This window comes from Streptomyces sp. NPDC057137, assembly GCF_042670825.1.
Classification (GTDB): Bacteria; Actinomycetota; Actinomycetes; order Streptomycetales; family Streptomycetaceae; genus Streptomyces.
Map to the genome: position 1 here is coordinate 18256 of NZ_JBHUUW010000040.1, position 23766 is coordinate 42021.

The window sequence follows — 23766 nt, forward strand, 5'->3', positions numbered from 1 at the left end:
AGGAGGAAGAATGGATCAAAGACCGAGCCGCCGCCTGCGCAGATGTCTGCTCAGTCTGCTCACCGTCTCGCTCCTCGCCACCGGCCTCATGTCGACCCCGGCCGTCGCGGCCGATCCCGTCGCGGCCGATCCCGTCGCGGCCGATCCAGTCACCCGTGAACTGCCGCCGCAGGAGCCGGGGGTGACCCTGCGCGTGTACGACGTGCAGGTGCCGCTGGAGAGGATCTGCGTCCTCAAGCCCGCGCAGACACCGAACGTCGACAAGCTGATGCCCACCATCGACTGGTCGTCGACCGACGACTTCGGCGGGATCGGCGACAACTTCGTCTCGCAGGTCATCGGCAACATCGACGTCCCGCAGGACGGTTCCTACACCTTCCGGCTGACCAGCGACGACGGTTCGCGGCTGCGGATCGACGATCAGGTCGTCATCGACCACGACGGTCTGCACGGCGCGGACCCCAAGGACGGCACGGTCACCCTGACGGCCGGTTACCACTCCCTGAGCATCGAGCACTTCGACCGCGCCGGCGGCCAGAACATCACCCTCTCCTGGCAGCCGCCGGGCGCCTCCGGCTTCACCGTCGTACCCAACTCCGTGCTGAGCACGGACGCCGATGTCGTACGCGTGACGGCGCCGGGCCGCAAGGAGTGCGAGGGCGTCAGGGACTCCCCCGGCGACGGTCTGCCCCTGAACAGCGTGCACCCCGGCTACACACTCACCGACCTTCGGCCGAGCGGCTTCGAGCCGCAGGTCACGGCGATGGACTGGCTGCCCGACGGCCGGCTGGCCGTCACCACCTGGGGCGGCACCGACAACGTGACGGGCGAGGTCTACCTCCTCAGCGACGTCACGGGCAGCACGGGTCCGGAGAAGGTGAAAGCCAAGAAGATCGCCGAAGGCCTCAGGGAGCCGCAGGGGATCAAGTACGTCGACGGTTCGCTGTACGTGTCGCAGAAGCACGAGCTGACGGAGCTTCAGGACACCGACGGGGACGACGTCACCAACACCTACCGGAAGGTCGCGACCTGGCCGTACGGCGGGAACTTCCACGAGTTCGCGTTCGGGCTGCTCTACCAGGACGGCTTCTTCTATCTGAACCTGTCGGTCGCGATCAACCTGGGCGGCGCGACGACGGATCCGCAGCCCGCGAAGAACCGCGGCTCCACGATCAAGGTCAACAAGGAGACCGGCGAGGTCAGTTATGTGGCCGGTGGCCTGCGTACGCCCAACGGCATCGGCTGGGGCCCCGAGGGCGACATCTTCGTGACCGACAACCAGGGTGGCTGGCTGCCCTCCTCGAAGCTGGTCCACATCAAGCAGGACCGCTTCTTCAACCACTACACCAACCCGGCGGGTCCCTTCGACGCCAAGCCGGTCACCAAGCCGGTGCTGTGGCTGCCGCAGAACGAGATCGCCAACTCCCCCAGCACACCACTGCTGTTGAAGGAGGGACCGTACGCCGGGCAGATGGTCTTCGGTGACGTCACGTACGGCGGCCTTCAGCGCGGGTACCTGGAGAAGGTCAAGGGCGAGTACCAGGGCGCGGTCTTCCGGATGACACAGGGACTGGAAGCCGGCGTCAACCGGATCAGCATGGGCCCGGACGGTGCGATCTACGCCGGCGGTCTGGGCGCCGGCGGCAACTGGGGCCAGGAGGGCAAACTCCAGTACGGCCTGCAGAAGTTGACGCCGAACGGCCAGGACGCCTTCGACATCCTGGCGATGCGCGCCAAGCCGGGCGGCTTCGAGCTGGAGTACACCAAGCCGCTCTCCGCCGAGACCGTCGCCGAACTGGTCGACCGGTACGAGGTCGAGCAGTGGTACTACGCCCCGACACCCGACTACGGCGGCCCCAAGATCGACGAGGAGACGCTGAAGGTGCAGTCGGCCACCGTGTCCGCCGACGGCAAGAAGGTCACCCTCGCGATCGACGGCCTCAAGTCCAACCGAGTGGTGCACATCCGCTCGCCGCGGCCGTTCAGCGCCGAGGGCGGCGAGACGCTGTGGAGCACCGAGGCCTGGTACACCCTCAACTCCCTTGTCGGCGACGCGCAGCCGAAGACGCAGTACGAGGCGGAGGAAGCCGCGCTGACCGGTGGCGCGCGCGTCGACACCGAGCACGCGGGCCACTCGGGCGGCGGCTTCGTCGACAGCTACGGGACGCAGGGCGCCACCACCACGTTCGACGTGACCACGACCAAGGCGGGCAAGTACGACGTCGGGCTGCGCTACGCCAACGGCCCGAACCCCTTCGTCGGGGACAAGACGGTGAGCGTCTACGTCAACGGCCGCAAGATGAAACAGACGGTCCTGCCCAGCACCGGGAAGTGGGACGGCTGGGCGACCAGGACCGAGTCGCTGCCACTCAGCCGCGGGGCCAACACCATCGCGTACCGGTACGACGCGGGCGACACCGGCCATGTCAATCTCGACCTGATCTCCGTCCATCCCAAGGACGGTCGCATCACCCTGTTCGACGGGAAGGACCGGTCGCAGTGGCAGCACAACGACGGCAGTGACGTCCGATGGCCGTCGTCCGACGAGAACTCGATGGAGGTCTGCTGCGGTGACATCCGCACCAAGCAGGCGTTCGGAGACTTCAAGCTGCACGTCGAGTTCCGGGTACCGAAGCTGCCCCCGGACGTGACCGGCCAGGACCGCGGGAACAGCGGGGTGTATCTCCAGGAGCGCTACGAGATCCAGATCCTGGACTCGTTCGGTGTCGAGAAACTCGCCAACAACGAGGCGGCGGCGATCTACACCAAGAAGGCCGCGGACCTCAACGCCTCGACGGCGCCGGAGACTTGGCAGACGTACGAGATCACGTTCCGCGCCGCGCGCTTCGGCGCCGACGGGAAGAAGACCGAGGACGCCCGCGTCACGGTGGTGTGGAACGGCAAGACCGTCCACAACGACGTGGCGATCGACGGGCCGACGGGAGCCGGCGCACCGGAGACCACGGCCACCGGGGCCATCCGGCTCCAGGACCACGGGAACAAGGTGCGCTACCGCAACATCTGGATCGAGCCCAAGGCGTAGGCGGCCTGACGTCTCGCCACTTCCTCGCCTCCTGGTCGGTCACGGCCGGGGGGCGAGGCCGTAGCCACTCTCGTCACATTGACGCTATGAACAACTCTTCGATATCGTCATAGCGACGAGAAGAGGTCATCATGGCTGACATCACCAAGCGCCTCGGCCGGCGCCATCTCCGCTCCGCCCCCACCGCCCACATCCGCCACCACCGGCGGGGACGGCTGGTCCACGACGGTACGGGGCTCAGCTTCTGGTTCCGGGCGCTGTCCGCCGCGCTCTCCGAAGTGCCGGTCAACGACCGGGAGTTGGCGATGGCCTTCCACGCCCGTACCGCCGACTTCCAGGACGTCACCGTCCAGGCCACCGTGACCTACCGGATCAGCGACCCCGCTCTCGCCTCCGCCCGGCTGGACTTCTCCCTCGACCCGGACACCGGCGTCTGGCGCGGCGCCCCGCTCGAACAGATCGCGACCCTGCTCACCGAGACCGCCCAGCAGCACGCGCTCGACGTCCTGGCCCGTACACCGCTCGCCGCCGCGCTGTCCGACGGCGTCGCCGCCGTACGCGACCGGATAGACGGCGGGCTGGCGGCCGAGCCCCGACTGCCCGCCACCGGCCTGGAGGTGGTGACCGTACGGGTGGTCGCCGTCCGCCCGGAGGCCGAGGTGGAACGCGCGCTGCGGACGCCCGCGCGCGAACAGATCCAGCAGGAGGCGGACCGGGCGACGTACGAGCGACGCGCGGTGGCGGTGCAGCGGGAGCGGGCCATCGCCGAGAACGAACTGGCCAGCCAGATCGAACTGGCCCGCCAGGAGGAGCAGTTGGTCGAGCAGCGCGGCACCAACGCCCGCCGTGAGGCCGAGGAGAGCGCGGCGGCCGACGCGGTACGCACGGAGGCCGAGGCGGCGCGTCGGGTTCGGCTGGCGACCGCCGACGCCGAAGCGGCCCGCAGGTCCGGCGAGGCGCGGGCGACGGCCCAGGCCGACTGGCTGCGGGTGCACGGCGACGCGGACGCGGCGACGCTGCGCGCCCTGGCCGTCGACCGGCTCGCCGAGAACCTGCCGCGCATCGACAGCGTCACCGTCTCCCCCGACGTACTGACCGGCCTGCTGGCGACGCTGGGACGACGGGACGGGGAGCAGGCGTGACGCTCGCGCCGCGGGCGGTGCTGGTCCACCGCACCACCGAGTACGAGGAGTTGCTGGCCCGGCACGGCACCCACGGTCAGGCCGCCTTCTTCCTCTCCTCCCGCGACCGCGACATCCGCGAGGTCGCCGAACGGCACCACCGCACGCACCAGGCCCTGACCGAGGTGGCCGCCGCCGTGCCCCACCGATGGCGGCAGAGCCGGGTCGAACGCGCGGACCTGGACCGCTTCCTCTTCGGCCCGGAGGACGTCGTGGTCGTGGTCGGCCAGGACGGGCTGGTCGCGAACGCCGCGAAGTACCTGTCGGGTCAGCCGGTGGTGGGCATCGACACCGATCCCGGCCGCAACCCCGGCGTACTGGTGCGTCATCGCGCCGCGGACGCGGGCAAGCTCCTGGCCGAGGCGGCCGGGGGGCGCGGTGGTGTCGACGAACTCACCATGGTGGAGGCGGTCGCCGACGACAGCCAGCGGCTGCTCGCGCTCAACGAGATCTGCCTCGGCCCGGCGGGCCACCAGACGATCCGCTACCGGCTGACCGCCGGCAACCGGCCGGCCTCCCTCAAGGCCGGAGTGCGAGCGAAGACCAAGGCGGCCCCCGGAGCCAAGGTCGGACTCGGAACCAAACCCGGAACCGAACCCGGAGCCGAGGCCCAGGCATCGTCCGGCGTCCTCGTCGGCACCGGCACCGGCGCCACCGGCTGGCTGCGCTCGCTGTGGCAGGAACGCGCCAGCGCACTCGCCCTCCCCGGCCCCGCCGACCGCCGGCTGCTCTGGTTCGTACGAGAGGCCTGGCCCTCCCCCACGACCGGAACCTCACTCGTGTCGGGCGAACTGACGCCCACGGAACGGCTGACCCTCACCGTGGAGTCCGACCGTCTGATCGCCTTCGGCGACGGCATGGAGTCGGACGCGCTGACCCTGACCTGGGGCCAGACGGTCCGCGTCGGCGTATCGGGGACGACGCTGCGACTGCTCGGCTGAGCGGGCGTGCGACCTGCCGCCCCCGTTCTTCAGGCCGGGGCCGCCGCGTCACCGTGCCAGGAACGCCACAGCGCGGCATAGGTCCCGCCTGCCGCGACGAGTTCGTCGTGACTGCCGAGTTCCGTCAGCCGTCCCCCGTCCATCACGGCCACCCGGTCCGCGTCGTGCGCGGTGTGCAGCCGGTGGGCGATGGCGATGACCGTTCGTCCCGCCAGGACGGCGGCGAGCGCGCGTTCCGTACGCCGGGCTGTCCTCGGGTCGAGCAGAGCGGTGGCCTCGTCCAGGACGACGGTGTGCGGGTCGGCCAACACCACGCGTGCCAGGCTTAGTTGCTGCGCCTGGGCACCGTCCAGTTGATGCTCCCGTGCGCCCAACTCGGTGTCGAGACCGTGCCGCAGGCGCTCCGCCCAGTCGGCGCCGACGGCGGACAGCGCCCCGGTGAGCGCGGCATCGGCCGCGTCGGGCGCGGCGAGCAGCAGATTGTCGCGGAGCGTCCCGGTGAAGACATGGTGCTCCTGGGTGACCAGCACGATCTGGCGCCGCAGAATCTGCGACGGCAGATCGGCGACCGGGACGCCACCCACCGACACCGTGCCCGCGCGCGGAGTGTCGATCCCGGCGAGCAGTCTGCTGAGGGTGGTCTTGCCCGCACCGGACTGGCCCACCACGGCGAGGCGTTCGCCCGGCCGTACGGTGAGATCGACCCCTCGGACGACGTCGCTCGTGCCGTCGTACGGGGGGTCGTACGCGTAGTGGACGCCGCGCAACTCGATCCGGTCACCGACCGGGCGCGCCGACGGCCGGCCGACCGAAAGACCGGTCAACGCGCCTTCCAGGGAGTCGAGTTGCACGCCCAGACCTTCGACGCGGGCGAAGGACGCGCCGCTGCTCTGCAGTTGCTCCACCCACCGGAGGATCAAGTCCAACGGCTCGGCCAACTGCCTCAGATACAGGACCGCCGCCACCACCGCGCCGAGCGTGACCATGTCGCGTTCGAGGAGCGGCGCGCCCACCAGCAGCACGCCGACCACGGGAAGCACATGGGAGATGTCGAGGGACGGGAAGAGCACGCTGCGCAGAGAGAGTGTGCGCGTCCGGGTGCGATGACTCGCCTCGATCTTCTCCAGCACCGCGGCGACGTGCCGCTCCTCAAGGCCGAACGCCTCGATCGTGCGCGCACCGGCGGCTGTCGCGGAAAGCGCCTCGGCCAGAGCCGAGTTCGCCACCCCTTCCGCCATGTAGGCGGCCGGTGCCCGGCGCAGGTACCAGCGCGTCGCGAACCGGATACCGACGAGTCCGGCCAGGCCGCACACGCCGAGCAACGGGTCGAGGAAGAATACGGCGGCGAGGATCAGGGGCGCTTGTATCCCGCCGATGAGCAGATCGGGGCCGGCGTCCCGCAGAGCGGTGCCGACCGCGCCGACATCGCTGGTGCCGCGCACTACCAGATCGCCCGTGCCGGCCCGCTCGACCACGGACACCGGGAGCGCGACGGCCCGGTCGACGAACCGCTCCCGGACCCGCGCCAGCGTCCGTTCGCCGAAGCGGTGCCCTATCAGTCGCGCCCAGCGGGCGAGCAGGAGTTGGACCACGGCGGATACGACGACGCCGACGGCCAGTCGGTCGACGGTGCTCACCGTCGCGCCGTCCTGGACCGCGTTGACGATCCGTCCCAGCAGCCACGGCCCGAGGAGCCCGGCGCCCACGGCGAGCACGTTCAGCGCGAGCATGGCGAAGAACGCCCCGCGGTCCCGGCGGACGAGGTCGGCCGCCGCGCCGACGAGTCGCGCCCGCGAGGCGACGGGCAGCGCATGATCCTCCCTCATCGCTCCGCACCGTCCTCGTCGTCGTCAGCCTGGTGTTCGTCGTTCGCGTCGCGGGAGACCAGTCGGCGGTAGCCGGGCTCCCCGGCCAGGAGTTCTCGATGGGTCCCGGTGGCCGCCACCCGGCCGCCGACGAGGTAGCAGACGGTGTCCGCCCGGTCGAGGACCAGCGGTGACGTGGTCGTGACGACCGTCGTCAGATCGGCCCGATGCGCGTGCAGCCGGGTGGCCATGGCCGCTTCGGTGTGCGCGTCCACGGCGGACGTGGGCTCCACGGCCAGCAGAACCTCGGGCGCGGCGAGGAGGGCCCTGGCCAGCCGTACGCGCTGACGCTGGCCGCCGGACAGGTCGCGCCCCTGTGCGGCGACAGCCGAGTCGAGTCCGTCCGGCAGGCCGTGGACGATGTCACGGGCCATCGCCGCGTCGACAGCCCGTGCCAGGTCGTCGGCCGAGTGATCCGTACGGCCGACGATCGTGTTCCGTAGCGTCCCGGCGAACAGGGCGGACTCGTTGTCGGCGACCAGGAGCCGTGCACGCACCTTCGTCAACGCGATGTCCCGCAGCGGAACTCCGCCCCACACGGCTTCCGAGTTGACAAAACGCCCCAGTCGCTCCACCACGAGCGCGGACTCCTGGGGGTGCGCACCGGCCAGCGCGGTGAACCGACCCGGCAGCACCTCCACACCGGAGGAGGGATCGTGCAGGACGGACGGCCCGTCCGGTGCGTCCAGCCCGGCCGACGGATCGTCGGAGCGGGGCTGGAGCGCGAGGAACCCGATGATTCTGCGCGCCGCGACCCGGCCCCGGCTGAGGTCGTATCCCCCCTCGATGAAGAACGCCACGGGGACGACGAGCACTGCCGCGTAGCCGTAGACGGAGACCAGCTGGCCGGTGGTGAGGGAACCCTCCGCGGCCGACCGGGCCGCCAGCCAGGTCACGACCGCGAGGAAGACGGTGGGCAGCCCGACGGCGAGCGCCTGGATCCAGCTGGTGACCGTACCGACGCGGTATCCCTCGGTCCGCAGCGCCCGCGAGTGCTCGCGGTAGCGCTCGGCGTAGACCTCCTTGCCGCCGAGTCCGCCCAGCACGCGCAGCCCTTCGATCAGGTCGACGAGGCGGGTGGTGAGGACCCCGTACTGGTCGCGGTACGCGGTTTCGACGCTTTGCAGACGTCCCAGCAGCGGGCCGACCAGTAGCGCCAGTACGGGGACTCCGAGCAGGACCACCACGGCGAGCATCGGTGAGATGGAGAGCAGCAGGACGGCCGCGACGAGGTACGCGAGTACGGCGCCGACGCCCGGTCCGGTGATGGTCAGGACGTTGGCTGTCTGCGCCACGTCTCCGAACCCGATGGTGAGGATCTCGCTGGACGACGTCCGACGTGCGAGCAGGTCGCCCAGCCGGGTCGTGTGCTCCGTCACGACGCGCACCGAGCGGAACGCGGCGTCCATCCGCACCCGTGTCATGACGCGGTGGCGCATGACGGCGAGCCAGGCGTTCAGCACCCCGACGCCGAGCAGCGCGCCCGTCCAGCCGAGCAACGCCGAGGAGCGGCCGGCCGTCAGGCCGTCGTCTATGGCCCGTGACAGCAGATACGGGGGCACCATCAGGCCCACCATCCAGGCGCTGCCCAGCGCTGAGCCGGTGAGTACCCGGCGGCGCTGGCTGACGATCAGCCACCAGATGTAGCGCAGCGGGCCGCGTATGTCGGGCTCTCCGGGGTGGTGCGAGGGGTCTGCCATCGGGTGGATACGGCCCCGCGCTGTCGTACGCGCGGATTCCGCACCCTCTGTCGCTCCGTGCGGCACGGTGGCCCTCCCCCGTCGGCGCCAGTCGATCGAACGTGATCGAACTTAGCCGGGCCGACGCGTCAGGCGAATCCGTTCGAGGCGTTCGGGGCACAGGAGAACGTGGCCGAGGAGCCCCGAAGTGCGCACCTCTCCATGGGTGTTGGCGCCGGTGTCGGTGACACGGACAGGCCCGCACCCGAGGTCTTCCCCAGGTCCGGGCCCGTCGAGGGAGCCTCAGTCCGCGTAGACGCTCAGCCCTGACAACTGGCCCGCCGGCCAGCCGCTGTTGGCGGTGATCTGCACCCGTACGTAGCGGGCGGTGGCCGCCGACGCGAGGGTGACCGTCGCCGTGTTCCCGCTCGCCGGGTCGAAGACGCGGGCGGCCGGGGCGCTCAGGGTCGCGAAGCTCGTGCCGTTCGTGGAGCCGAGGACGGACAGCGTCTGGGTGCGGGTGGCCCAGGCGGGGTTCGGTGGCAGCGACAGGACGAGCCGGCGTACCGGCAGGGCGGAGCCGAGGTCAATCTGGATCCACTGGGGGAACGCGTTGTTGGCGCTCTCCCAGTAGCTGTTTCCGTTGCCGTCCACGGCGTTGCCGGGGCCGTAGTTCTGCGTCTGGCTGCTCGCGCTCGCCGCCCTGCTCAGCGCGAGGTCGCCGGTCGGCGGGTTGGGGCCGCCGCCGCCTGTGACCGGCGGTGTGGGACGGGTCGGGGTCAGTGCCAGCTCGCCCTTCAGCATCCGGCCGCCGTCACCCGTGAGCCGCAGGTAGTAGTCCGCCGAGCAGGCCGTGCCGTCCTCGTCCAGCGCCCGGATGCCGGAGCCCACCGGGACCTGCGCGGCGGTCTCGGCGGTCTTGGCGATCTGGTTGCCCTCGTTGTACTCGTCGAACATCGAGATGTAGATGCCCTGCACGCCGATCCGGCACATGTTGTAGAACTGCCGCCACATGAAGTCGCCGTGGGCGCGGTGGCCCGACTGGAGGTCGCCGGGCAGAACGCAGGGCTGGTAGTCGATCCCGTTGGCGTCGCAGTGCGCCTGGTCGGGTGTGTTGACGTTGGCGTAGAAGTTGTCGGCGCCCGCGATGTCCGCGATCCGGCCGACCATCCACGGCGAGAGCATGTCGAAGGCGAGGTACACGTCCATGTACCCGGGCCGTGAGTCCTCGATACCGCGCCGCCAGTGCGTGGGCACGCCGCCCATCACGTAACAGCCCTCCGCCTTGAACCAGTTGACGACGTCCAGGCAGACGGCCGCCGACCAGGTCTTGTTGGGCTCGTTGAAGCCGAAGCCCCAGATGCCGACCACCGGTTTGCCGTTCTGCTTGGCGTAGGCCGGCGACGCGGTGAGCGCCTTCATCTTGGCGAGCCAGTCCGCCTTCATCTCCGGCTGCATGTTCGTCCACGCGGTGGCGTCGTACATGACGTAGAACTTGCGGCCGTACTTCTCGGCGGCGCTGCGCACCTTCACCGCCATGTCGTCGCGCGTCGCACCCTCGCCGCCGTTGGGGTTGAAGCGCTGGAGGGCGGCGGTGTCGATGCCGGACTGCTGCATCCAGGAGAAGTGCGTGTCGACGGTCTGCTGGTCGTACGAGGAGAACAGCGCGGCCGGCTGTCCGTTGCCGAGCGCCGGGTAGGCCGTCCGGTAGGTGTGGGTGTAGTCGCGTACGTCGGGCCAGCTCACGATCGCGGTGTTGCTGGGGGACGGCGACTGGCCCCAGTTCTGCGACCAGTGCCACCAGCCGTTGATCGGCGCGCCGTCGCCGGAGCAGGCGAACCAGCCCTGGTAGCCGACGGTGATCTTGCCGACGACGTCTCCGGGTGGGGAGGCGGCCGCCTGTGCGGTCCCGGTCTGGGCGGCCAGGCCTGCCGCCGCTCCGGCGCCGGCTATCGCGGACGCGATGACGGTGCGTCTGGAAAGTGCCACGGGGTTCCTCGCAATCGGCTCTGCGTGTGGAGGTGCGGGGAAGAGCGGCATGCGGCGGCATGCGAAGTACGTGGTGCGTCGTACGCGGTACGTGGCGGCGGTGTGCGCGTCCCGGCGCACGGTGCGGCCCCCCACAACGTAAGGACCTGACAGTCCACCGGCAAGACAGAGGACTGGAAATTATTGACCGATCCGCGTCACGATCCTGAGCATGCAGCGAAATTCCCACTCAATCCGGGTTCAGCCGAACAGGTCGGTGAGCATCGCGACGCCTTCGTCGGGCGCCCGCACCTCCAGCTGCAACTCCCTTCCCTGGAGGTGGAGTCGGAAGTCGAAGAAGGGGCAGCAGCGCTGTTCGGCGGCGGCGAGCGGCGACGGCGGTGATCCGTCCGACGGGCAGGGTCAGCCGGAGCCCGCCCGGGACCTCGACCCGTACGGCTCCCTCGACCGCCGCGTGCCACTGGGCGGTTCGGTCGCGCGCAGGCCGCAGGCCGAGTCGCAGGGCTCGGTGCGATCGGGCAGCGCCTCAAGGCGGTCCCGTGCGACGCGCAACGAGTCGGTGAACGCGGTGAGTTCGGTCAGGCGCCGTCGCCGTACACGCGGTATCCGGACGGCGTCCGGTCGGCGGGCAGCAGGCCCTCGGACTCGTAGAACCGCAGGGTGGTGGCCGGAACGCCGCTGCGCTCGGCAAGCTGGGATATCCGCAGAACGGTCATGTCCGGGACGCTAGACCCTCGACCCAGGTCGAAGGTCAAGCCGCCCTCGCCGTAGATGAGAGCAAGGTCAGGCGGGCAGTCGCGGGCGCGGTGGACGTGGCGGACCCGAAGGGCTCCGCCGACGACCCCGCTCGCCCAACGCCGCTCGGTGGCAACGCAACTGACGGATCGACAGAATGGTGAGGACGGGGAACGCGAGTACGCCGATGGCGCTCGTCCACAGCGTCTGCCCGCCGGGGTGTCCCGCCCACAGGGCGGAGGCGAGGCACGCGGCGGCCAGAACGGACATCCCCGCGTACGCCCATCGCACCCAGGTCAGCATTCCGGCCTGGTCCTCGGTCAACGGATATCTGCTCGTCCCGGACTCCGGGATGGTGGTGACCATTCGCTGCGCCTACCCCCGAACGCCGAAGCTACCCACCTTCGACCGTCTTCACACTCGTCGGCACGGGCGAAGATCGGCGGCCGTCGCGGTTCCTGCGATCGACGACCCCGACCGGGCGTCAGACGAGCTCTCCCGCACAGGATCCGTGCGCGCCGCAGGCATAGCAGCTGTAGCCCATACAGCCGGTGCACACCCCCATGTTCTCCAGACGGAACGTGTCCCAGCAGCTCTCGCACACCGCCCGCTCGCGCAGCATGGCGTTCCAGCCGTCCGGGCCGCCGATGGAGTCGTACGAGGCGGCGACATACTCCGACCACACGATGTCGTGGTCGGCCCAGTGCCCGGAGTACCAGGAATACACCGTGAAGAACCCTCTGCCGGTGAGCAGTTGGTCGCTGCTTCGGCCGTCGCGGACCCACTCCTCGAAGAGTTGGCTGACGCGCTCCTCAAGGGGCAGCCCGTAACTGTGAAGTATGTGGTTGGTCCTCATCACCGAATTATGCGGCCGGGCCGGCCGGGCGCGCAGGGCGCGCAGGGCGCGCAGGGCCGGGGCTCGGTCGTGGTGTCCGTGACGCGTGGTGGGATGGGGAGATGGGACATCGGGAGCCGGACGTCGTGGACCGGGGGCGGTTCGACACGGTGGTGACGCCGTGGGAGCGCGCGGAGTGGCGGGACGCCGCGCTCGCGTGGGCCGAGCAGGGGTTGGCCGCGCGCGGGCTGCGGGTGACGGGTCCTCGGAGGGTGCGGCTGCGGCCGTGGTCCGTGCTGGTGCGGCTGTCCGTCGAGGGTGGCGGCGGCGTGTGGTTCAAGGCCGCCCCGCCCGCCGGGGCGTTCGAGGCGGGGCTGGCGGCGGCCCTGGCCCGGTGGGTGCCGGAGCAGGTGCTGGCGCCGCTCGCGGTGGACGCCGGTCGTGGCTGGTCGCTGCTGCCCGACGGGGGCGCGCTCTTCAGGGACGTACTGGACCGTGGTCCGGCCGACGCGCGTGCCTGGGAGGAGCCGCTGCGCCGGTACGCCGAGATGCAGCGGACGCTCGTCCCGTACGCCGCGAGGATCGAGGCGCTGGGCGTGCCGGGCGCGCGGACGGAGGGGCTGCCGGAGATCTTCGACCGGCTCGTCGCGGAGAACGCGGCGCTCGACGCCGCCGAGAAGGAACGGCTGCGCGCGTCGAGGCCCCGGCTGGTGGACTGGTGCGCCGAACTCGCGGACATCGGAGTCCCCGACTCGCTCGACCATTCCGACCTGCACGAGGGCCAGTTCTTCGCGCCGGGGCCGGGCCGTTTCACCTTCTTCGACTGGGGCGACGCGCTCGTCGGTCCCCCGTTCTGCAGCCTGCTGGTCCCCGCGCGTGCGGCCCGTAAGCGTTACGGCTCCGACGTACTGCCCCGGCTGCGCGACGCCTATCTGGAGCCGTGGACCGACGCCGCCCGTCACACCCCGGCGGACCTGCGGCGCGCGGCGAACCTGGCGTGCCGCCTCGGCGCGATCGGGCGGGCCTGCTCGTGGGGGCGTCTCTTCCCGGGGGCGTCCGACGACGTGGGTGCGGTGGCGGCGGGCACGACCGAGAGTGCCTACTGGCTGCGCGAACTCTTCGCCGAACCGCCGCTCCGGCCGTAAGCGCCGTAAGCGCCGTAAGCGCCGTAAGGACCGTCGGCGAAAACCTCGTGACTCCGGCGGACCCCTCTCCGTACACTCACCTCGAACTCGCGCGCCGGGCACCGTCGCGGCGCGCGCTCCGTGACCAGTGAGGGGAGACCAGCCGTGCGCTACCGCACCGCTGTTGTCGTTCCCCCGGCACGGTACGAGGTGATCCTGGTGTCTCCCGGCGCCCGGCGCCGGCTGCGCGGCCGGTACCGGATGTCCGCGACGAACGTCTGACTCCCCGTCAATCCGCTGTGCGGGCAACCTCGTTGGGCACTGCCCACGAGAGCCGCCACACCGCGTCGGGGTGCTTCGTCCGGCAATCGCGTCGCCCTTTTCCGTGGATCACCCCGAAAGGCCATGGGCCGTGCGTACCGACCTGCACACCACCGACCGACTCACCACGAACCGACTCGCCGCTGTCCGGAACCTGGGCATCCTCGCCCACGTCGACGCCGGCAAGACCACCGTCACCGAGCGGATCCTCTACCTCACCGGCACCACCCACAAGCGTGGTGAGGTCCACGACGGTACGACCGTCACGGACTTCGACTCGCAGGAGCGCGACCGTGGGATCACCATCTTCGCCGCGGCCGTGAGCTGCGACTGGGACGGTCACCGGATCAACCTCATCGACACGCCGGGCCACGTCGACTTCGCCGACGAGGTCGAGCGTTCGCTGCGCGTACTCGACGGCGCCATCGCGGTGTTCGACGCGGTCGCGGGGGTCGAGCCGCAGAGTGAGTCGGTGTGGCGGCAGGCGGACCGGCACGGGGTGCCCCGGATCGGGTTCGTCAACAAGCTGGACCGCGCCGGGGCCGATCTCGACGCGGCCGTCGAGTCGATTCGCCGGCGGTTGCATCCGGCGCCGCTGGTGGTGCAGATGCCGATCGGCTCGGAGGACGACTTCACCGGCGTCGTGGACCTGCTCCGGATGCGCGCGCTCGTCTGGTCCGGCGGCGACACGGACTCGTACGAGGAGGGCCCCGTGCCCGACTCCCTCATCGAGGAGGCGCTCAGGCGGCGCCGCGTGCTGGAGGAGGCCGTCGCGGAGCTGGATCCGGTAGCGCTGGAGGAGTTCTGCGCGGAATCGACGCTCTCCGCGCGGACGTTGGCCGCCGCGCTGCGTGACCTGACCCGTACCGGCGAGGGTGTCGTGGTGCTGTGCGGCTCGGCGTACCGCAACCGCGGGATCGAGCCGCTGCTGGCGGCGGTCGTCGCCTATCTGCCGTCGCCGCTGGACGTACCGGCGGTGCGCGGCACGCACGACGGCGCGGAGCAGGAGCGGGCCGCCGACCCGGCGGGGCCGTTCGCGGCGCTGGTGTTCAAGGTCAACTCGACGTCCACGGGGCGGCTGACGTATCTGCGGGTCTATTCGGGAACGGTCGGAAAGGGAGAGGCGGTGCTGGACGTGGGTACGCGGCGTACCGAGCGGATCAGCCGGATCCTGCGGGTCCAGGCCGACCGCCACGCGGAGGTGGACCGGGCGGTCGCCGGGGACATCGTCGCCGTGGTCGGGGTGAAGGCGGCCCGCGCGGGTGCCACCCTGTGCGTACCGTCGGCTCCGCTGGTCCTCGAACCGCCGACCGTCGCCGATCCGGTGGTCTCCGTGGCGGTCGAGGCGCGCAGGCGCACCGACATCGACCGGTTGGTGACGGCGCTGGCGCGGCTGGTGGAGGAAGATCCCTCGCTGGCGGTGCGGACCGATTCCGAGACCGGTCAGACGGTGCTGTCGGGGATGGGTGAGCTGCATCTGGAGGTCGCGGTGGAGAAGATCCGCCGCGCCCACGGGCTGGACGTCGGAGTCGGCCGGCCGGAGGTGGCCTACCGGGAGACGGTCGGGCGCGGCGTGTCGGGGCTGGTGTACCGGCATGTCAAGCAGGACGGCGGGGCCGGGCAGTTCGCGCATGTCGTCATCGACACCGAGCCGTTGGAGGCGGCGGCGGAACCGGCCGCGGACGACCGTGGTGGAGCGCCGGGCTTCGTGTTCCGGTCGGCCGTCGTCGGCGGTCGCGTACCGCAGGAGTACGTCCGGGCGGTCGAGGCGGGCTGCCGGGACGCGCTCGCCGAGGGCCCGCTCGGCGGTCATCCGGTGACCGGGGTGCGGGTCACCCTGACCGACGGGGCGACGCATCCGAAGGACTCGTCGGAGATGGCGTTCCGCACGGCCGGACGGCTCGCGCTCCGCGAGGCGCTGCGGGCCGGCACGATGGTGCTGCTGGAACCGGTGGTCGAGGTCACCGTGACCGTCCCCGACGACGCCGTCGGCGGGGTGCTCGGTGATCTGGCGGCCCGGCGCGGCCGGGTCTCGGGCTCGACGGCGCGTGCCGGTACGGCCGTGGTCACCGCGACGGTGCCGCTGGCCGAACTGTTCGGCTACGCGACGCGGTTGCGCAGCCGCACGCAGGGCCGTGGCACCTTCACGGCCCGGCCCACCGGCTACGCCCCGGCGCCGGCGTCCCACGCCGCGGCGGCCCGGTAGCACATGACGAGGTGGCCCCGCCCGTACGCGGGCGGGGCCATCCCGAGCACCCCGGGCCACCCCGGGTCATCGGCACGCTCAGCGCACGGGCGCACCCGGCCCCAGCGGAATACCGAGCGCCCACCATGCCAGGAACAGCAGCGTCCAGGCCGCGGTCATCGCGATGGCGAGCGGCAGGGTGTACGAGGCGAGGGTGCCGATGCCCGCGTTCTTCCGGTAACGCTGGAGGAAGCCCAGCGCCATGATGAAGTACGGGCTCATCGGCGTGATCGCCGTGGATCCGGAGTCCGCGATCCGGAACAGCGCCTGCGTCGTCTCCGCGGGGACGCTCACCAGCATCAGCATCGGAACCAGCACGGGCGCCGCCAGTGCCCACATCGCCGAGCCGCTGGTCACCATCACGTTCACCAGCGTCAGCAGGAGCAGGATCAGCAGGAAGACGACGACGATCGGCAGTCCGCTGGACTGGAGCGCCTCGGCCGCGTTGACCGCGAGCACATCGCCGATGTGGGTCCACTCGAAGTACGCCAGGAACTGGGCGATCGCGAAGAAGAGCACCAGCACCGGCGCCATCTGCTTGATGCCCTCGGCCATCAGCTTCGGTACGTCGGCGGCCTTCTTGATCGAGCCGGAGCGCACGCCGTAGACGATGCCCACCAGACCGAAGAGGAAGGCGACGACGGCCGCGATGCCGTCGAGGAACGGGGATTCCACGATGCTGCCGCCCTCACCTCGCAGCGGCGAGGAGACCGGCAGGAGCGCCGCGGTCAGGACCACGACGGAGGCCAGCAGCACGGCCACCGCGCGGCGCAGCGCGGAGCGTTCCCGGTCGCTGAGCGTGAGCTGACCGAGGTCGTCCAGGTCTGCGTCGGGATCGGCGTCCAGGTCGGGCCGCTTGCTGAGCACGTACTTGACCACCAGCGTGATCACGATCGCGAGCAGCAGCGAGGAGGCGATGTTGAAGAACCAGTTGCTCAGCGGGGACACGTACGCGTCGTCACCGCCGACGATCTGCGCGGCGGCCGTCGTGATGCCCGCGAAGATGGCGTCGTTGGGTGTGGGCAGCGGACTGGCGTCGTACCCGGAGGCGATCGCGGTGTACGCGACGACGATGCCGAGGATCGGGGAGCGGCCCACGGCGCGGAAGGCGAGCCCGCCGAGCGGCACGAGAATGATGTACGCGGCGGCGGAGGCGACATGGGCGACGGTGCCCGCGAAGGCCACGGCGAACACGACCCACGAGGCGGGTACGCGCGAGACGCCGACCCGCATCAACGCGGCGAGGAATCCACTGCGTTCGGCGACCGCGACACCCATGATGACGACGACGATCGTCGCCATCGGCGGGAATGTCGCGAAGTTCTCGATCATGGTCGAGACGGCCATGGCGAGTCCGTCGCCGCTGAGCAGGTTCTGTACAGCCACGGTCTTGTCGTCGGCCGGCGAGATGACCGATATGTCGGTCGCCGCGAGTACGGCGCTGACGACGGCGAGGATCCCGGACAGGATCCAGAACAGCCAGAAGGGGTGGGGCAGGGCGTTGCCGGCGCGTTCGATGACGCCCATGGCGCGGATGATCAGCGGCAGTCGGGGCTCGTCGGGGTTCTCACCCGGTGTGCCGGGGGTGCCTGGTGTGCCTGGTGGTGCGGGGGTCGAGGTACTCATGAGCGGCTCTCCTTACTCAGTTCTCGCGTCAGCGGACGACGGATCTCGGGGTCCGGTACTGGCGCAGGAACTGCCACATCACCTCGTGCGCCTCGATGGTGTGGGTGGCGTATCCGCCGCCGCTGTAGCTGTCCTCGCCGGGCCAGGTGTGGCCGCCGTCGGTGACGGCGACATGGGTCACGTCGGCCCCGCGGTCGCAGCCTGAGTAGCGGGTGATGGTGATGTCCGGCTCGATGATGCGCGTGCGCGGCCGGGCGTGGCAATCGTTGCGGTCGGCCCACGCGGCGGTCCAGTCCGGGAGGGCGGGCAGGCCGCGCTCGGGGTCGCCGGCGTAGGGGATGGTGACGTCGCCCGTGCCGTGGAAGTCGATGACGGGGACGGGACGCGAGGGGCGGCAGTTCTCGCCGGTCTCGGGGTAGAAGGCGCCGGCCACGGGGGCGATGGCGGCGATCCGGTCGGCCATGCGGCAGGCGAGCAGGCCGGTGAAGCCCGCGCCGTTGGACTTGCCGGTGGCGTACACGCGCTCCTTGTCGACGCAGAGGGTGCGGTTCAGCTCGTCGATCAGGTCACCGGTGAAGGCGACGTCGTCGACGCCGGGCGCCGCGTACGGCGCGCCCTGCCAGGCCTGCCGGTCGCCGTCGCCGGTCCCGATCACGCCGTTGGGGTACGCGACGATCGCGGGCAGGTTGGACAGCCCGGAGAACTCCTCCGTACCGACCCCGGTGTTGCCCCGGCCGTGGAAGGCGAGCACGACGGGCCAGTCCCGGCGCGGGGTGTAGTCGGCGGGCAGGTGGAGTTGGTACGTACGGGAGAGTCCGCCGCTCGCGACGGTGCGCAGCTGGCTCGTGCCCGGCTGCTGCGGCGCGGGCTGCCGGCAGCCGGAGGCGGACGTGGAGGCAGAGGCGGACGCGCCGGCCGACGGCGGGACGGCGGCGATCGCCGTGACCGGGGCCAGCGCCGAGCCGACGAGGGCGAGTCCGGCCGCGGCCACGGTGGTACGGAACAGGGCGCGGGCACGGCCCGGGGCGGGGCGTCGGCCGCCGGACGGGGACTGCTTCATTGCAGGCTCCTTCTGCCGTACGGCACAGGGGCGCGTACGGCTTGCTTGAGGGACGGGAGTGCGGGGGGGGAATGTGGGCGCGCGGAACCACGGCGCGGGGTGCGGTGACGGGTGAGGGGCGTGCGCTACGACTGGCGCACGCGGGAAGTGGTGTGCGGGAGAGGGTCCTCGGCGGACCCGTCAGGCGTCCAGCCACTCCTTGACGAAGGCCACGATGCGGGACACGGCCGTGTCCACGATCGCCTGCCCGGCGGCGGCGTTCGCGCGGCGCGGATCGCCGAGCACGCCGTTGGAGCTGAGTCGGTCGTAGCCCACCGTGAGCGCGGGGTGGCCGCGCCGGGAGAGCCGGGAGAGCGGATCGAGATCGGCGGTGGCCGTCGGTCCGGGGGCGAAGCGGTCGGTGTGTACGAGATGAGGCGCGAGGTGCAGCATCTGCGCCGTCTCGGCCTCCCCGCTGTGTCCGTGCACCTCGCCGACGCGCATGTCCGCGACGACGTCGGGGGCCAGCGCGGTGAGCGGGGTCCACGCGAACTGGATGTCGGGCCGGGTGACGAGCAGGTCCTGCGCGACCGTGCCCAGGGTGGCGTTGTTGCCGCCGTGCCCGGTCACGACGAGGATCTTCCGCCAGCCGTGCCGGTACAGGCTGTCGACGTACTCCCGTACGACGGCGGCGAACGTCGTGGTGGAGAGCGTCACCGTGCCGGCGAAGGCCAGGTGGTGCGGGGACACCCCGACGGGCAGGGACGGACCGATCACCGCGCCTCCGCCGAGTTCGGCGGCGACGAGGTCCACCACCGACTCCGCGCGGATGGTGTCGGTGGCCATCGGCATCCCCGGACCGTGCTGTTCGAACGCGCCGGCCGGCAGGATCACCACCGGGCTCGACGTCACGGCGTCGGCGGCCTCGACGGTCGTCATCTCGGCGAGCCGCAGCGGACGCGGCGGCAGCGACGGTGACGGGGCGGGTGTGGGTGAGGGGGTGGGCTGGGAGGGAGTCACCGCTGTCCGCCTTCCGGGAGCGTGGCGTCGAGGTCGGCGTCGGTGTCGGCGTCCGGCTCGTCGGGCGGGAAGTCGGCGGTGAGGACCGCCTCGCGGATCGCCACCAGGTGCGTACGGGTCAGTTGCTCGGCCGCCGCCGCGTCACCGTCCCGTACCGCGTCGAGGATCTCCAGGTGCTCGGCGTGGTCCCGTGCCCGGTCGTTGTAACGGTGCCGGATCTCCACCTGGTCCCGGGCACGGACCTGGAGCAGGGCCTCGACGGCCTCGCGGAGCAGGGTGTTGCCGCTCGCCGCGGCCAGCGCCACATGGAAGTGCACGGAGCGCCGCAGGGATTCCTCCGGCGGATGGAGCGCGTTGGAAGCGGCGGACTCCAACTCCCGTACGGCTTCGGCCATCCGCACGTTCGCCGCGGCCGCGGCGACGGCCGGCTCCAGGACCAGCCGGGCCTCGACCAGTTCCAGCACCGAGGCGCGGGTGCTGCGCGGCAGATGCGGGTTGGCCATCAGCCGGCGCCCGATACCCGGGCCCACGTAGGTGCCGGATCCGTGCCGGAACTCCACCACGCCGGTGGCCTCCAGCCTGCGCAGCGCCTCGCGCACCGTGGGTGTGGTGACGCCGAAGCGGCGGGCGAGATCACGGGAGGACGCCAGGGCGTCTCCGTGATCGAGGCGTTCCGAACGGATGATCTCGACGATGTTGTCCGCCAGGCGCTCGGACAACGACAACTCACTGCGACTCATAAAGTGAATAGATCACTTGATGTCTCGCGGTGTCAATGCTCGCGACAGCACCTTTTGGCGACTACCGACGGCGTCGATCGCCCTCTCACTGCGGTGGCAGCGGTATCAGTGGTAGCTTCGGCGCCATGAGTGAATCCAAGGCCGCGGCCATGAGCCTGCGCTTCCCCGATCCCGGACAGCGGGCCGCGATCGTCGCCGCGGCCAAGGCCGCCGGCGTGAGCCTCCAGGAGTACATCCTGTCGGCGGCGTACGACCGCGCCACCGCCGTGGAGAACACGTTCCTCGAAGGCTTCAAGGCGTCGATGGACCGCGGTGGCGACGCCTTCGACACCGAGCCGAGCACCGTCGACCCCACCCCCGAGCAGCGCGCCGCCGACCGGCAGGCCCGTCAGGAACTCGAACAGCGCGACCAGGGCCACGCCGCGTGAGTACGAGCGAGCCCGAGCCCAAGATCGATGTGTCCTACCTGCTGCACGCCGCCGAGCTGCTGCCCCGTGACCCGCAGGTCGACGACTACGGCCCTCTGCACGCGGCCGTGGCGCGCGTCTACGCCCGCGCCATGGACCGGGACATCTACGGCTCCCCGCATCTCAAGGCCGCCGCGCTGCTCCAGACCCTGGCCCGGCTGCCGTGTCTGGAGCACTCCAACGAGGCGTTCGCCTGGCACTCCTGCGAGGCGTTCCTGTCCTTGCACGGGCACCGGCTGGACTACCCGCCGAAGGCGGCGGTCGCGCTCGTACGCGACGCCGCGTCGGGCGCGGTCGGCGTCGCCGGCGCCGCACGCCTGCTGCACGGCTGGACCGTCGGCTGAGACCGGTCCGCGCGGCGCACCGGTCTCAGCGACGGCGCCGGTGGAACAAGGCGTAACCGACGACTCCCACGGCGATGGCGATCGCCACGAACGTGTACCAGGTGGGGCCTCCCGCATCCTCCGCTCCGAGGATCATGCGACGGCCCTGCCGGGCGGACGGACCGCCTGCGGGGTCAGGGTGAAGGGCTTCTGGGGTGCCATGCCCTCCATCTACCCCACGTGGCCCGCGCCAGACGGCGGACGGACGGTCCGACACCGGACTGTCGACCGGCCCGACGACCGGACGGCGTACCGGACCGATCGCCTGCGGCGGCTCAGCGGCCCTCGTCGGCCCTCGCCGGCCCGTGTCAGCTCTTGACCTGCTCGCGAACGCTCTCGACGCTGCCGCAGTCCGCCGCCAGCTGCCTGGCCCGCTCCTCACCGAACGCGACGCCGAGTTCGGCGCGCCGCTCGGCGCCGACGTTCTGGCGCGCGCCGTTGAGGATGGTCCGCTCCTCCTCGTCGAGATGGTGACTCACCGCCTCGACCAGGCTCTCCAGCCTCTCGTCCCACTCGACGGAGCCGACCTCGCCGGTCTCCACCAGGGCGAGCAGCGCCTCGTTCCCCTCGTCGTGCTCCTCCTCGCCGTGCTCGACCTCGGCGTTGTCGATGTTCTTGAACCGCCTCAGCGCGGGATAGACCTCGGTCTCCTCCGCGCGGGCGTGGGCGATCAGCAGCCCCGCGAACTCGCGGAGCGCCGCCGCCCGGTCCGCCTCCACGCTCCGCATCCTGCGGAACAGGTCCTCCATCGTCCGGTGGTCCTGAAGGATCAGCGCTACGACGTCCTGCTCGGTACCCATGAGGCTCCCTCTGTTTCTCGTTCTCCGCTGTCGGCTCGCTGTCCGCTCGTGTGCCCGGAATCCGCCGCCCTGCGCACCGGGACGGCCACCGGCCCGGCCAGCCGGCCCACTCCCGAACCACCCGGTGGACATTTCGGGCGTATTCTGAACATCTGCCGAAAGGATCGAGTCATGGCCGACGAGTCACGAGGCGACGACGTGTACCAGCCCGAGAACTCCGACGTGGACAACGGCCCCTCCGACGATCTCGATCTGGAGAACGTGGTGGACGAGCGCGGCCTCGACGACATGATGACGGAGGGGTACTCGCCGCCCGAGCACCCTCTCGGCGTCAACAAGTACGGGGTCACCGGCGAGGAGCAGCGCGAGGGCGAGACCTTGGATCAGCGGCTCGCCCAGGAGGCCCCCGAGGTGCGCCCGGAGGCGGGCGACGGCGTCGGTGACGTGCCCGGCGGTGAGGGCGAGCCGGTGGACACGGAGACGGGCGACGCGCGGGCGGGACGGCTGGAGGCGGTGGACGACATCGCGCCTCATCGGCATTCGGACGTGGGCGCGCGTGACGTCGGGATCGACGGCGGCGCCGCGTCGGCCGAGGAGGCCGCCATGCACATCGCCGAGGACGAGGAAATGGACGGCTAGTGGGAGGAGAGGACCGGCTGGCCCGGTATCACGGGAAGCGCCGGTTCGATGCCACGGACGAGCCGCGCGGTGAGGGCACGGGCCCCGCCGGTGAATTGTCGTTCGTCATCCAGATCCATGACGCGCGCCGACTGCACTTCGACTTCCGGCTCGAGGTGGACGGCGTGCTCAAGTCCTGGGCCGTACCGAAGGGTCCGTCCACCGACCCCGGCGACAAGCGCCTGGCGGTGCCCACCGAGGACCACCCGCTGGAGTACCGGGAGTACGAGGGTGTCATCGCCTCCGGTCAGTACGGGGCGGGCTCGGTCATCGTCTGGGACCAGGGGACGTACCGGCCGCTCGGGGTCGACAGCCCCGCCGGTTTCGCCACGGCCCTGGACAAGGGTCATGCCTCGTTCCGGCTCAACGGGCAAAAGCTGCGCGGCGCTTACGCGCTCACCCGGTTCCGCGACGGCGAGGACGGGTCGGCCGAGGCGTGGCTGCTGGTGAAGAAGACGGGCTCCGGCAGTACGCACGGCCGACGCGCCACCCCCGACCCGCGGCGGGCCCGCTCGGCGCGCACCGGCCGGACACTTCGCCAGGTGAACGGGGGTACGCCGGACCGGGCGATGCCGGATCATGGGAGCAGCCGCGTCCATCGATCCGAAGGCAACGACCATGCTTGACGCAGACCTTGACCCGGGTGCCGGCCCGGGTCTCGACCCCGACGACGTCCGCCGTATCGCGCTGTCCCTGCCGCGCACCGTGGAGAGGGAACTCTGGAACATCCCCACCTTCCATGTCGCCGGCCGGATGTATGTCACGGTGCCCGACGACGGGACGTCGTTCGCCGTCCGCTGCCCCCGGTTCGAGCGTGTCGAGCTGATCGCGGCCGAGCCCGACAAGTTCTGGGTCCCGCCGCACGAGGCCAACTCCTCCTGGGTACGGGCCCGGTTGAGCGCGCTCGAGGACGAGAAGGAGCTCTACGACATCCTGGTCGACTCCTGGAAGCAGGCCGCCCCGGCGGATCTCGCGGAGTCTTTCGAAAGCTGATCGACCGATGAGTTACGTGGCGTCGGCCGGTCGGCACAGGAACAGCGAAACGACCACGGCCG

General features: G+C 71.1%; 21 protein-coding genes and 1 pseudogene. 11 read left to right on the top strand and 11 right to left on the bottom strand.

Annotated elements, in window-relative coordinates; translation table 11 throughout:
- Positions 1-10 precede the first annotated feature (10 nt).
- The 3 genes from ACFT9I_RS26725 (at position 11) to ACFT9I_RS26735 (ending at position 5165) form a co-directional block, all read left to right on the top strand.
- Positions 11-3043: a family 16 glycoside hydrolase gene (locus ACFT9I_RS26725; protein ID WP_382568262.1), complete on the top strand. Its 3033-nt coding sequence runs from the start codon at positions 11-13 to the stop codon at positions 3041-3043.
- 131 nt (positions 3044-3174) lie between these two features.
- Positions 3175-4185, top strand: a complete 1011-nt coding sequence (locus ACFT9I_RS26730) for an SPFH domain-containing protein (protein ID WP_382568264.1) — start codon at positions 3175-3177, stop codon at positions 4183-4185.
- A complete protein-coding gene (locus ACFT9I_RS26735) occupies positions 4182-5165 on the top strand; it encodes a hypothetical protein (protein ID WP_382568266.1) in 984 nt (327 codons plus the stop codon). The genes ACFT9I_RS26730 and ACFT9I_RS26735 overlap by 4 nt, the downstream gene beginning before the upstream one ends.
- Positions 5166-5194: 29 nt before the next feature.
- On the opposite strand, the gene ACFT9I_RS26740 is transcribed toward ACFT9I_RS26735, so the two are convergent.
- From ACFT9I_RS26740 to ACFT9I_RS26750, 3 genes are all read right to left on the bottom strand, one after another.
- Positions 5195-6991, bottom strand: a complete 1797-nt coding sequence (locus ACFT9I_RS26740; RefSeq protein WP_382568268.1) for an ABC transporter ATP-binding protein — start codon at positions 6989-6991, stop codon at positions 5195-5197.
- On the bottom strand, positions 6988-8730 hold the full coding sequence (locus ACFT9I_RS26745) for an ABC transporter transmembrane domain-containing protein (protein ID WP_382568270.1): 1743 nt from the start codon (positions 8728-8730) through the stop codon (positions 6988-6990). The genes ACFT9I_RS26740 and ACFT9I_RS26745 overlap by 4 nt, the downstream gene beginning before the upstream one ends.
- Before the next feature lie 282 nt (positions 8731-9012).
- Positions 9013-10698 carry a discoidin domain-containing protein gene (locus ACFT9I_RS26750; RefSeq protein WP_382568271.1) on the bottom strand — a complete coding sequence of 562 codons (1686 nt, stop codon included), beginning with the start codon at positions 10696-10698 and terminating at the stop codon, positions 9013-9015.
- A 183-nt stretch (positions 10699-10881) separates the two neighbouring features.
- Between ACFT9I_RS26750 and ACFT9I_RS26755 the strand changes: the two genes are divergently transcribed.
- The gene (locus ACFT9I_RS26755; RefSeq protein ID WP_382568273.1) at positions 10882-11082 is read left to right on the top strand and encodes a hypothetical protein; all 201 of its coding nucleotides are present in this window, start codon (positions 10882-10884) and stop codon (positions 11080-11082) included.
- Positions 11083-11291: 209 nt separating this feature from the next.
- Here ACFT9I_RS26755 and ACFT9I_RS26760 read toward each other — a convergent pair.
- The 3 genes and pseudogenes from ACFT9I_RS26760 to ACFT9I_RS26770 form a co-directional block, all read right to left on the bottom strand.
- Positions 11292-11405: pseudogene (locus ACFT9I_RS26760) on the bottom strand (MerR family DNA-binding transcriptional regulator); the annotation flags it as partial.
- Positions 11406-11481: 76 nt separating this feature from the next.
- Positions 11482-11799, bottom strand: a complete 318-nt coding sequence (locus ACFT9I_RS26765; RefSeq protein WP_382568345.1) for a hypothetical protein — start codon at positions 11797-11799, stop codon at positions 11482-11484.
- Positions 11800-11917: 118 nt separating this feature from the next.
- Positions 11918-12289: a hypothetical protein gene (locus ACFT9I_RS26770; RefSeq protein WP_382568347.1), complete on the bottom strand. Its 372-nt coding sequence runs from the start codon at positions 12287-12289 to the stop codon at positions 11918-11920.
- A gap of 101 nt (positions 12290-12390) precedes the next feature.
- Here ACFT9I_RS26770 and ACFT9I_RS26775 point away from each other — a divergent pair, with 101 nt between their 5' ends.
- Both ACFT9I_RS26775 and fusA read left to right on the top strand, forming a co-directional pair.
- Positions 12391-13413 (top strand): phosphotransferase, encoded by a 1023-nt coding sequence (locus tag ACFT9I_RS26775; protein ID WP_382568275.1) that lies wholly within the window; start codon positions 12391-12393, stop codon positions 13411-13413.
- 391 nt (positions 13414-13804) lie between these two features.
- The gene (fusA, locus tag ACFT9I_RS26780; protein ID WP_382568277.1) at positions 13805-15919 is read left to right on the top strand and encodes an elongation factor G; all 2115 of its coding nucleotides are present in this window, start codon (positions 13805-13807) and stop codon (positions 15917-15919) included.
- 78 nt (positions 15920-15997) lie between these two features.
- Here the strand turns inward: fusA and ACFT9I_RS26785 are convergent, their stop codons facing one another.
- The 4 genes from ACFT9I_RS26785 to ACFT9I_RS26800 all read right to left on the bottom strand — a co-directional run bounded on the left by ACFT9I_RS26785 (position 15998) and on the right by ACFT9I_RS26800 (position 20383).
- The gene (locus ACFT9I_RS26785; RefSeq protein ID WP_382568278.1) at positions 15998-17584 is read right to left on the bottom strand and encodes an AbgT family transporter; all 1587 of its coding nucleotides are present in this window, start codon (positions 17582-17584) and stop codon (positions 15998-16000) included.
- A gap of 28 nt (positions 17585-17612) precedes the next feature.
- On the bottom strand, positions 17613-18644 hold the full coding sequence (locus ACFT9I_RS26790; RefSeq protein ID WP_382568279.1) for an alpha/beta hydrolase family esterase: 1032 nt from the start codon (positions 18642-18644) through the stop codon (positions 17613-17615).
- Between the two features lie 180 nt (positions 18645-18824).
- A complete protein-coding gene (locus tag ACFT9I_RS26795; RefSeq protein WP_382568281.1) occupies positions 18825-19643 on the bottom strand; it encodes a creatininase family protein in 819 nt (272 codons plus the stop codon).
- The gene (locus tag ACFT9I_RS26800) at positions 19640-20383 is read right to left on the bottom strand and encodes a FadR/GntR family transcriptional regulator (protein ID WP_382568282.1); all 744 of its coding nucleotides are present in this window, start codon (positions 20381-20383) and stop codon (positions 19640-19642) included. Before ACFT9I_RS26800 ends, ACFT9I_RS26795 begins: the two co-directional genes overlap by 4 nt.
- A gap of 125 nt (positions 20384-20508) precedes the next feature.
- Here ACFT9I_RS26800 and ACFT9I_RS26805 point away from each other — a divergent pair, with 125 nt between their 5' ends.
- Entirely contained in the window at positions 20509-20811 is a 303-nt protein-coding gene (locus ACFT9I_RS26805; protein ID WP_382568284.1) for a DUF1778 domain-containing protein, read from the top strand.
- Positions 20808-21194: a fic family toxin-antitoxin system, toxin component gene (locus tag ACFT9I_RS26810; RefSeq protein WP_382568285.1), complete on the top strand. Its 387-nt coding sequence runs from the start codon at positions 20808-20810 to the stop codon at positions 21192-21194. Before ACFT9I_RS26805 ends, ACFT9I_RS26810 begins: the two co-directional genes overlap by 4 nt.
- Before the next feature lie 347 nt (positions 21195-21541).
- On the opposite strand, the gene ACFT9I_RS26815 is transcribed toward ACFT9I_RS26810, so the two are convergent.
- Positions 21542-22033 carry a hemerythrin domain-containing protein gene (locus ACFT9I_RS26815; protein WP_382568287.1) on the bottom strand — a complete coding sequence of 164 codons (492 nt, stop codon included), beginning with the start codon at positions 22031-22033 and terminating at the stop codon, positions 21542-21544.
- A 171-nt stretch (positions 22034-22204) separates the two neighbouring features.
- Between ACFT9I_RS26815 and ACFT9I_RS26820 the strand changes: the two genes are divergently transcribed.
- From ACFT9I_RS26820 to ACFT9I_RS26830, 3 genes are read left to right on the top strand one after another with little or no spacing between them, the layout of a single operon-like run.
- Positions 22205-22672, top strand: a complete 468-nt coding sequence (locus ACFT9I_RS26820; RefSeq protein ID WP_382568288.1) for a DUF5709 domain-containing protein — start codon at positions 22205-22207, stop codon at positions 22670-22672.
- A complete protein-coding gene (locus ACFT9I_RS26825; RefSeq protein WP_382568290.1) occupies positions 22672-23337 on the top strand; it encodes a DNA polymerase ligase N-terminal domain-containing protein in 666 nt (221 codons plus the stop codon). The genes ACFT9I_RS26820 and ACFT9I_RS26825 overlap by 1 nt, the downstream gene beginning before the upstream one ends.
- Entirely contained in the window at positions 23330-23704 is a 375-nt protein-coding gene (locus ACFT9I_RS26830; protein ID WP_382568292.1) for an MmcQ/YjbR family DNA-binding protein, read from the top strand. The genes ACFT9I_RS26825 and ACFT9I_RS26830 overlap by 8 nt, the downstream gene beginning before the upstream one ends.
- The last annotated feature ends 62 nt before the right edge of the window (positions 23705-23766 follow it).

Coding starts and splice junctions, on each gene's coding strand:
- ACFT9I_RS26740 (WP_382568268.1), bottom strand. CDS start 6,991: ATGAGGGAGGATCATGCGCTGCCCGTCGCCTCGCGGGCGCGACTCGTC.
- ACFT9I_RS26725 (WP_382568262.1), top strand. CDS start 11: ATGGATCAAAGACCGAGCCGCCGCCTGCGCAGATGTCTGCTCAGTCTG.
- ACFT9I_RS26730 (WP_382568264.1), top strand. CDS start 3,175: ATGGCTGACATCACCAAGCGCCTCGGCCGGCGCCATCTCCGCTCCGCC.
- ACFT9I_RS26785 (WP_382568278.1), bottom strand. CDS start 17,584: ATGAGTACCTCGACCCCCGCACCACCAGGCACACCAGGCACCCCCGGC.
- ACFT9I_RS26790 (WP_382568279.1), bottom strand. CDS start 18,644: ATGAAGCAGTCCCCGTCCGGCGGCCGACGCCCCGCCCCGGGCCGTGCC.
- ACFT9I_RS26765 (WP_382568345.1), bottom strand. CDS start 11,799: ATGGTCACCACCATCCCGGAGTCCGGGACGAGCAGATATCCGTTGACC.
- ACFT9I_RS26800 (WP_382568282.1), bottom strand. CDS start 20,383: ATGAGTCGCAGTGAGTTGTCGTTGTCCGAGCGCCTGGCGGACAACATC.
- ACFT9I_RS26805 (WP_382568284.1), top strand. CDS start 20,509: ATGAGTGAATCCAAGGCCGCGGCCATGAGCCTGCGCTTCCCCGATCCC.
- ACFT9I_RS26815 (WP_382568287.1), bottom strand. CDS start 22,033: ATGGGTACCGAGCAGGACGTCGTAGCGCTGATCCTTCAGGACCACCGG.
- ACFT9I_RS26770 (WP_382568347.1), bottom strand. CDS start 12,289: ATGAGGACCAACCACATACTTCACAGTTACGGGCTGCCCCTTGAGGAG.
- ACFT9I_RS26830 (WP_382568292.1), top strand. CDS start 23,330: ATGCTTGACGCAGACCTTGACCCGGGTGCCGGCCCGGGTCTCGACCCC.
- ACFT9I_RS26775 (WP_382568275.1), top strand. CDS start 12,391: ATGGGACATCGGGAGCCGGACGTCGTGGACCGGGGGCGGTTCGACACG.
- ACFT9I_RS26745 (WP_382568270.1), bottom strand. CDS start 8,730: ATGGCAGACCCCTCGCACCACCCCGGAGAGCCCGACATACGCGGCCCG.
- ACFT9I_RS26820 (WP_382568288.1), top strand. CDS start 22,205: ATGGCCGACGAGTCACGAGGCGACGACGTGTACCAGCCCGAGAACTCC.